Here is a 6,876-nt window from a genome sequence, read left to right on the forward strand (position 1 = left end):
CGTCAACTTCAGAAAATCAACAGGAGGCCATCATGGCCAGTAATACCTCTCGCCCGAACCAGGGCAATATAACCAAATCCCGCATCCGCATCATCCTGGCCGCTGAATATGGCCAGGAAAACGTCCGCATTACTACAAGCGGAGAAATACATGTCCGGGGCCAGATGCCCAATACCAACCAGGAGGGATGGTATCTCTGGGGCCAAGTAGGCAACCCGGATACTCAAGCTCGGCTTAGGCAATTGCCAGGCGCGGCTTTGTCTCAGTCCGACGCCGATCAGCTAAACGGCAGCATCTACGACATCGCCGACCGTCTGGAGAATCTTGTCACGCTGGCCGATGGCCTGGTGAGCTACTACCCCGCAATATCCGAGCTGCGCGAGATACTGCGCAAGGTTAAATCCGCCCATGCGGCGCTGGAGAAAACCAAAAACCCCGCCAGAGTGATTTTGAACCTGAGCACGGAAGCCGCCGCCGCGGAGGGTCGCAGCAATGGCTAAGACCCCAGTCCTTGTTTGCCTCGACACCGACTTGATTGCTCAAATCAAGGCCGTCCTGCCAGATACTAAATTCAACTCCATCGAGGACGCAATCGCCGATTTAGTCGGAGACGGCATTACCGGCGACCATGCGGTATGGGCTAAGGCTATATCCTGGCAGCCTGGCGAAGCCGAGGAAGAACCTAGTCCAGCGGATAGATACGAAATCGGCCATATCCCCCGCGAAATAGCCGCAAAAATCAATCCCATAATAAGCAGCACATCTCCTGAGGATACGCTCTGTAATTGCTCAGAGCTATGTGAAGCGATTGGTGAGATGGCATCCGAGGATCACGCGTTTTCCAGAGACGACGATTACCGCTTTTTGCTTGGATATGCCGTCGCTGCGGCGCTCAAATATGAGGCCGCATTCAGTGCTGTGAGGAGAAAGCAGCTATGAACGCGAGTGAATCCTTGTTTCTGATATTCGCCGCACTCGGCGCTGATCGCGTGGTCGAGGCTATTGCCGAGCTGATCGCGGGGGCTGCGCGATGAGCGATGAAACCAGATCGTTATTCATCCGGCTAAACAAAACCGAAGCAGACAAGGTGCGGACCCTGGCGCGCGAGAACAAGCTCTCAATGGAGGTTGTGATCGGTCGGATGGTTACCACGGTTTTGCAGGAACTCGAAGCCGAGGAGCAAGCAGCCGAGCGACTTCCGGCAGCCGAGCGCAAGCGGATGGCTTACGACGAAGCGGTTCGCGAGATTGAGCAGGGATGGAGGCCGGAATTTTGACCAGGCCAGACCCTTATCAAAAACCGTCGCGCCAAAACCGGAAATCAAAGCGGAAGTGGCGTCGAAAGAAAGGTAATTAGTATATCGCGCCCTGTATAACTATTGCGGGGCGCACATAAGTTTCATCGGGGGAGCGGGAGAAGCTTAACTACTGAGGAACTAGAGATGATACTGAATGAAGGAGCCACGCCAGGGCCGAAACCTGGCGCAGCTCAAAGAAAGCGACACGATAAAAATTATCCACAGGCGGACCACAGACCGCAACCGGTTAGGCTGCCTCCGTATGCAAAAAATTTGCGGCCGCGACCAGACCGCAGCCTGCTGGTGATCGTCGGTCGCAAGGGCTGGAGCTTGTTCGACCGCAAGAACATCAGCTACGCCATCTTGTTGCCCAACCCAGACCCGTCAATGTACCGCATGCCAGACTTGAGCGGCTGGCCGGACGCGTTGATCATCGACACCACGGATTGTCTCACCGCAGACGAGGAACGCGAGATAGCACGCGCTCTGCTGGCGGCAGGCTGCCCGCACATCGTCGGGCGCTGGTCGAGCTATGCTAGGAGGGCGGACGCATGAGCGCACCGCGCATTGAGTTTCTCGACATCCACGGCACCCACGAGGCCGGCATTGATACCAACGTCCCTCCGCCGAAACCCGACCCAGCGATGCTATACGGACTGGCCGGCGATGTGGCCCGAATTTCGGCGGCCGGCACCGAGGTTAATCCTGTGGCCGCAGGGGCGTGCTTCCTGTCCTTCCTGGGCGCAAACGTAGGCCGCGACCTGTTCCTCCCTGTCGGGAACACCTGGCACCACGGCAGAGCGTTCACTCTGCACGTGGGCCGCACCGGACGCGGGCGCAAGGGCGATTCCATGTCGCTCGTCCGCCGAATACAGCGACGCATGCGCGATGTTCATGCCGGCGCCCTGGGCCAGTCACATAGCGGAGGACTTTCCACTCGCGAAGGTTTGGCGCTGCTGATCCACGATGGATACACCCAAGGGAAGGAGGAATTTCCAGCAATCGAGGATAAGCGGCTGTGGGTGGTCGAGAGCGAGTTCGCCAACGTTTTGCACCAGGGCAAGCGCGACGGCAACACCTTGAGTGCCGCCCTTCGCGATGCCTGGGACGGCGTATCGATCCGGCCGGCTATCAAGAGCTGCCGGATCTGGGCGAGCAATCCGCACATCGGACTCCATGCCTGTGTTACCCCTGGCGAGCTGCTGTCCATGCTCGAATCCAGAGAGTTGACGAACGGCTTCGCGAATCGCTTTTTGATCTTCTGGGCCGAGAAGACCGGCTCAGTTCCCTTCCCCGAGCCGACATCGGACGCGACGGTGCACGACCTGGCCGGCCGCGTCGCAGATGTAGTTCTGTGGGCCAAGGGCGGATACCCGGCGGCGAAGGACACGCGGCGCATGATGCTGAGCGATGAGGCGTCCAGGCTCTACGCGGAAGCTTACACGAAGGAACTGACACGTTCCGAGGCGTCGGATGTGCTCACCGGCTTGATGGAGCGGGCAGCTCCATATGCGCTTCGCCTGGCGATGCTGTTCGCGATCATGGACAAGGTTTTGGTCATCCAGCCTTGTCACCTAGATGCAGCGCTGGCGTGGGTTCGGTACTGGCGGCAGTCGGTGCGGTTCATCTTCTCGGCGAAGGTCGACGCCGCAGCGTCTCAGGATCGTGCTGACAACGCGCGAAAGATTCTCACCTTCTTGACTGCGAAGCCGGCCGGCGCGACGCGAACAGAGATTAGCGCTGAATGTTTCATGCGGCACCTACCGGCCAAGAAGATTGATGACGCACTTCAAGCACTGATGGTCTCGACCCCGCCGCGAATTGAGCTATTCGAGGTTCCGAGGCCGGACGGGAAACGCGGCAGCCAGACCAAGGTTTATCGCCTGGTTTCAAGAGCCACGTGCGAAATGCGCGAATTCAGCGAAACGAGAGACGCGGCGCGGCCTTCAGAGAATTCGCACGACTGCGAAATGAGCGAAATGAGGTCGCAGGACGGAGGAAGGAATTCCAACAATTCGCAGAGTTCGCACGACTGCGAAATACATGGAAGCCGCGCCACTTCTGACATTTCGCACAATTCGCAGAGTTCGCAAGGCTCCGTAGAAAACGACGAGCCCGCACCCCGGCGCACATGGACGAAACCGGCCTGGAAGGTCATCCGTGGGATAGAGCAGCATTTCCCCGACGCCGAGGAGATTGTCATATGAGCGCCACGACCGACGTTATAGGCGCCATGCGCAATTCCGGCTTTGTCTTGGAGTTGCACGGCGACCGGCTCAAGGTACGAGTTCCTCCCGGCTGCCCGACCTTCTACAAGGACTTGCTGCGCAGCCGGAAGTCCGAGTTCATCGCGGCGTTGAAGGAGCAGCAAGAGGAGGCTACCCAACCCTCCGACCTGACCGACACCGAGCGCGGCACGCTCATTGCGATGGGTCTCAGATGGTCCTACTCGCCAGAGGACTGGGACCGCCTATGGTCGGACTGCCAAGACCCGGCGAAGCGCCAAGCCTGGCTCGACACCGCAAGGCTGGAGCAACCGCCCATGCCGGAGCAGGAAGACGCGGAGTCCACCATCACGGTCCGCGTCGAGGGCAGCTTCGGCACCGGGCGCATGCAGTTCGATATGCGCGTACCGGCGCACCGATGGGACGAAGCCGCTTTCAGCGGGCAGATTGCTGCGATGCCGGGCGCTCAGTTCTGGCGACTCGACACGCCGAAGTGCTGTTCGGATTGCCTGCACGCCCAGCCCACCCAACACGCCGCACTGGTCCGCTGCGACCAGCGAGACGACCCGCCGAGCTGCGGCATGTGGTGGACCGACGACATGAAGGTTTGCCGCGAATGGGCACCGATCAGCCGCACCGACACCCGCGGCCAGACGGCCATCACCAAATAGAGGACACCACCGTGAACGACATCATCAAATCTGACCTTATCGCCTTGGCTGCCGCAATCCGCGCCCACCACGAGGCTGCTACTTCCGCTGCTGCCGCCGCGCTGGAGCACGCCCGCGAGGCTGGCCTACTGCTAGCCGAGGCCAAGTCCGCGGTGCCACACGGGCAATGGCTGCCCTGGCTGACCGAGAACTTCGAGATGAGCGAACGCACAGCCAGAGGCTACATGCGTCTTGCCAGACTCGACCCGGCAAAATGGCAACGCGTTGCCGATTTGCCGCTGCGCCGAGCACTCAAGGAGCTGTCCCAGCCCAAGCCCGCCGAAATCTCGGCGCCGACATCGAGGCCGATATTGTCCCAACCCATCGAGGACATCCGCGGCCTGGCGCAATGGCCAGACATCGAGGCGGCACTGGTCTGGCTGCTGTTCGCGGACGGCAAGACGAATGACGAAATCGAGCGGACCACCGGCTTCGACCACTACGAAATCGACTTGATCTTAAGCCCGCGTCCGCCCGTGAGGTTCACCACATGGAATGAGATGGACGAAATCGACGCCACCGACCCCATCGCGTTCGTGGCGACGTATCGCGGCTATGTCGATTCGCTTGTGGCTGCCGTCACCGCGGACTCAATCGACAGCGCAATGAGGTACGCCGAGCGCGAAGACATGAGTCACACCGTGCCGGCGCTCAATGTCTTGGCTCGAATGTGGCGAAGCCGCGAGACCGTTGACATGGGTGCCATAAGAGCTAGCGGCTGCGATTTCGTTAAATGGATAGCCCGAGCCTTCAATGACGCAAGAGTTGCCATCGGCCTTGACCGCGACCGGGCCGAGGTGGACATGGACACCACCGACATCATCTTTAACGCCATCGTTCTCGAGGAAGACCGCAAGCTGAGGGTGCTGCAATGAGCATCTACGCACTTCTGACCGGCGAGCTGCACCGCGACCCCGTGCAGCGCACGTCTAGCAGCGGCAAGGTGTTCGTCACCGCTAACCTGAAAATTCAGGACGGCTCAGAAACGCAGTGGGCCAGCCTGATTGCGTTCGACGCTACGGCTTGTGAAGAACTGATGCGCTGCCATGCCGGCGATTCCATCGCGGCTCAAGGCAGGTTGAAGCCCGGCACCTACGAGAAAGGAGGCGAGGTTCGGGTTTCGCTGGACATCACCGCGAGCAGCATCTTGCCGCTGAAGCCGAAGCCCCGGACCAGGCAGCCGCGGCAGGCCAAGCCTGACTCGAGGCAGTTCGACGCGAGGCAGGCTTACGGCCGGCCTGGGCCAGCACACCAGGCAGAGGACCTGCCGTTCGATGACGAAATTCCTTTCGGCTGAGCGCCCACCATGATGACGACACCAACATCCACAAACCCTGCCTGCCCGCGTTGCGGATACGCAACAGTGATGTGGCGCAGTTGCAACACGGGCGACCGGCGGAATCGATAGGTTCTTCCCGGAGGGTATGTCGCCACGGGTACGCAAACTCGCGGTTTTTCCATAAATTTCGGCCCCTATGATGCTCCTGTTGTTTTTTATCCACTCAAAGAGGTATGACCATGGTAAATAGCCCATTTGAACCTGTTACCCCCGAAGCTGCCGCCAAGGCGCTTGGGCATGACGTCCGCACGGTCCTGAAGCGAATCGGCGCCGCCGGCATTAAGCCAGTCACTTCTAGGCGGGGTAAGGATGGCCGCGTTCTGGCGCGTTACAACTTCGGCGACATCATGAAAGTCATGGACCCCGAAGCTACAGCACGCGCGACCAGCGTCCTTGAGTCTCTGTTTTCTAATTGCCTGACACATCCAGGGGCGCCGTTTCTGGCCATCGCGGGCGGCAGTTTGCGCGACCGATACGGCCTTGAAGGGCCGGCGCTGGTCTCGGCCCTTGGTGAAATCATGCTTGCCATCGCCTATGGAATCGAGGGCTTCATGGGATACGGCCCCGGACAATCGTCGCTGAAGTTGGAACTCCATCAGGCATTTGGAGAGCTGATGGATTCCGATGAGGTCCGAGAGTTCATCAAGGCGCACCCGTATCAGCCGCAGGAGTGACGATGCCCAGCCCCGCCGAACACGTTCTCGCCCTGCTGGAATCCGACCACCCCGCCCCTGAGTCACTGGCCTGGCTCCGGGACGGGCTCCGTCGCTACCTGGCCGGCACCGCTGATTCACTCTCTGCCGGCCTTGGCGTTCCAGACGCATGCCCTCGCGGCCTTCGCGATGCCGTTCGCCATGCCCGCATCCGCCGAGCCATCATCGAGGCCGCTGGCTTGTTGCCCAACGAAAGCACGCCCTACTCGAAGGCCAAGACGATCCGCGCCGAGCTGCTGCGCCTACTCCGCACCTGGCCGAGATGCACCGCCCGCAGTCGGATGGACGAGTTGCTGCTGAACGTGATCGAAGCCGCTGACGGCGATCCGCCGACCGGCTTGACGACCATCCGCTACACCATCGCAAACGGTCATTGACAACGGCTTGCAGACTATTCAACCCGTTGTTTTTTAATGCGAAACTGTGTTTCATCGACCACAGATGGAGCCGACCAATGCAACTCAACCTCCAAAAACTTCGCTCCCTCGAGCGCCGCCACGCCCAGCTCGAAGCGGCGATGAACTTGGCGACCACCGAGGCCGCAGAGCAGCGCAGAAACGTCGACTTACTGCGCCACCGCTTCGAGTCCTTC

At 60.2% G+C, this 6,876-nt stretch carries 10 protein-coding genes; all 10 read left to right on the forward strand.

What is annotated here, in order from left to right; all coding sequences use genetic code 11:
• Positions 1–32 precede the first annotated feature (32 nt).
• The 10 genes from ACSHWJ_RS06320 (at position 33) to ACSHWJ_RS06365 (ending at position 6,661) form a co-directional block, all read left to right on the forward strand.
• Positions 33–500: a hypothetical protein gene (locus tag ACSHWJ_RS06320; RefSeq protein WP_432539334.1), complete on the forward strand. Its 468-nt coding sequence runs from the start codon at positions 33–35 to the stop codon at positions 498–500.
• Entirely contained in the window at positions 493–939 is a 447-nt protein-coding gene (locus tag ACSHWJ_RS06325; RefSeq protein ID WP_432539333.1) for a hypothetical protein, read from the forward strand. The genes ACSHWJ_RS06320 and ACSHWJ_RS06325 overlap by 8 nt, the downstream gene beginning before the upstream one ends.
• A gap of 91 nt (positions 940–1,030) precedes the next feature.
• Entirely contained in the window at positions 1,031–1,276 is a 246-nt protein-coding gene (locus ACSHWJ_RS06330) for a hypothetical protein (RefSeq protein WP_432539332.1), read from the forward strand.
• A 294-nt stretch (positions 1,277–1,570) separates the two neighbouring features.
• Entirely contained in the window at positions 1,571–1,852 is a 282-nt protein-coding gene (locus tag ACSHWJ_RS06335) for a hypothetical protein (RefSeq protein WP_432539331.1), read from the forward strand.
• Complete coding sequence (locus tag ACSHWJ_RS06340; RefSeq protein WP_432539330.1) at positions 1,849–3,504, forward strand: DUF3987 domain-containing protein; 1,656 nt, start codon at positions 1,849–1,851, stop codon at positions 3,502–3,504. Before ACSHWJ_RS06335 ends, ACSHWJ_RS06340 begins: the two co-directional genes overlap by 4 nt.
• Positions 3,501–4,193 (forward strand): hypothetical protein, encoded by a 693-nt coding sequence (locus ACSHWJ_RS06345; RefSeq protein ID WP_432539329.1) that lies wholly within the window; start codon positions 3,501–3,503, stop codon positions 4,191–4,193. The genes ACSHWJ_RS06340 and ACSHWJ_RS06345 overlap by 4 nt, the downstream gene beginning before the upstream one ends.
• An 11-nt stretch (positions 4,194–4,204) precedes the next feature.
• Positions 4,205–5,107 carry a DUF3102 domain-containing protein gene (locus ACSHWJ_RS06350; RefSeq protein WP_432539328.1) on the forward strand — a complete coding sequence of 301 codons (903 nt, stop codon included), beginning with the start codon at positions 4,205–4,207 and terminating at the stop codon, positions 5,105–5,107.
• Positions 5,104–5,529 (forward strand): single-stranded DNA-binding protein, encoded by a 426-nt coding sequence (locus ACSHWJ_RS06355; protein WP_432539327.1) that lies wholly within the window; start codon positions 5,104–5,106, stop codon positions 5,527–5,529. Before ACSHWJ_RS06350 ends, ACSHWJ_RS06355 begins: the two co-directional genes overlap by 4 nt.
• 221 nt (positions 5,530–5,750) lie before the next feature.
• On the forward strand, positions 5,751–6,245 hold the full coding sequence (locus ACSHWJ_RS06360) for a hypothetical protein (protein WP_432539326.1): 495 nt from the start codon (positions 5,751–5,753) through the stop codon (positions 6,243–6,245).
• A gap of 2 nt (positions 6,246–6,247) precedes the next feature.
• Entirely contained in the window at positions 6,248–6,661 is a 414-nt protein-coding gene (locus ACSHWJ_RS06365) for a hypothetical protein (protein WP_432539325.1), read from the forward strand.
• Positions 6,662–6,876 lie beyond the last annotated feature (215 nt).

The sequence above is a fragment of the Methylococcus sp. S1M genome (assembly GCF_051295855.1).
GTDB lineage: Bacteria > Pseudomonadota > Gammaproteobacteria > Methylococcales > Methylococcaceae > Methylococcus > Methylococcus capsulatus.

Bases quoted from the DNA above. Each gene is read 5' to 3' on its own strand.
- ACSHWJ_RS06360 (WP_432539326.1), top strand. From the start codon at position 5,751: ATGGTAAATAGCCCATTTGAACCTGTTACCCCCGAAGCTGCCGCCAAG.
- ACSHWJ_RS06345 (WP_432539329.1), top strand. From the start codon at position 3,501: ATGAGCGCCACGACCGACGTTATAGGCGCCATGCGCAATTCCGGCTTT.
- ACSHWJ_RS06330 (WP_432539332.1), top strand. From the start codon at position 1,031: ATGAGCGATGAAACCAGATCGTTATTCATCCGGCTAAACAAAACCGAA.
- ACSHWJ_RS06365 (WP_432539325.1), top strand. From the start codon at position 6,248: ATGCCCAGCCCCGCCGAACACGTTCTCGCCCTGCTGGAATCCGACCAC.
- ACSHWJ_RS06325 (WP_432539333.1), top strand. From the start codon at position 493: ATGGCTAAGACCCCAGTCCTTGTTTGCCTCGACACCGACTTGATTGCT.
- ACSHWJ_RS06355 (WP_432539327.1), top strand. From the start codon at position 5,104: ATGAGCATCTACGCACTTCTGACCGGCGAGCTGCACCGCGACCCCGTG.
- ACSHWJ_RS06320 (WP_432539334.1), top strand. From the start codon at position 33: ATGGCCAGTAATACCTCTCGCCCGAACCAGGGCAATATAACCAAATCC.
- ACSHWJ_RS06340 (WP_432539330.1), top strand. From the start codon at position 1,849: ATGAGCGCACCGCGCATTGAGTTTCTCGACATCCACGGCACCCACGAG.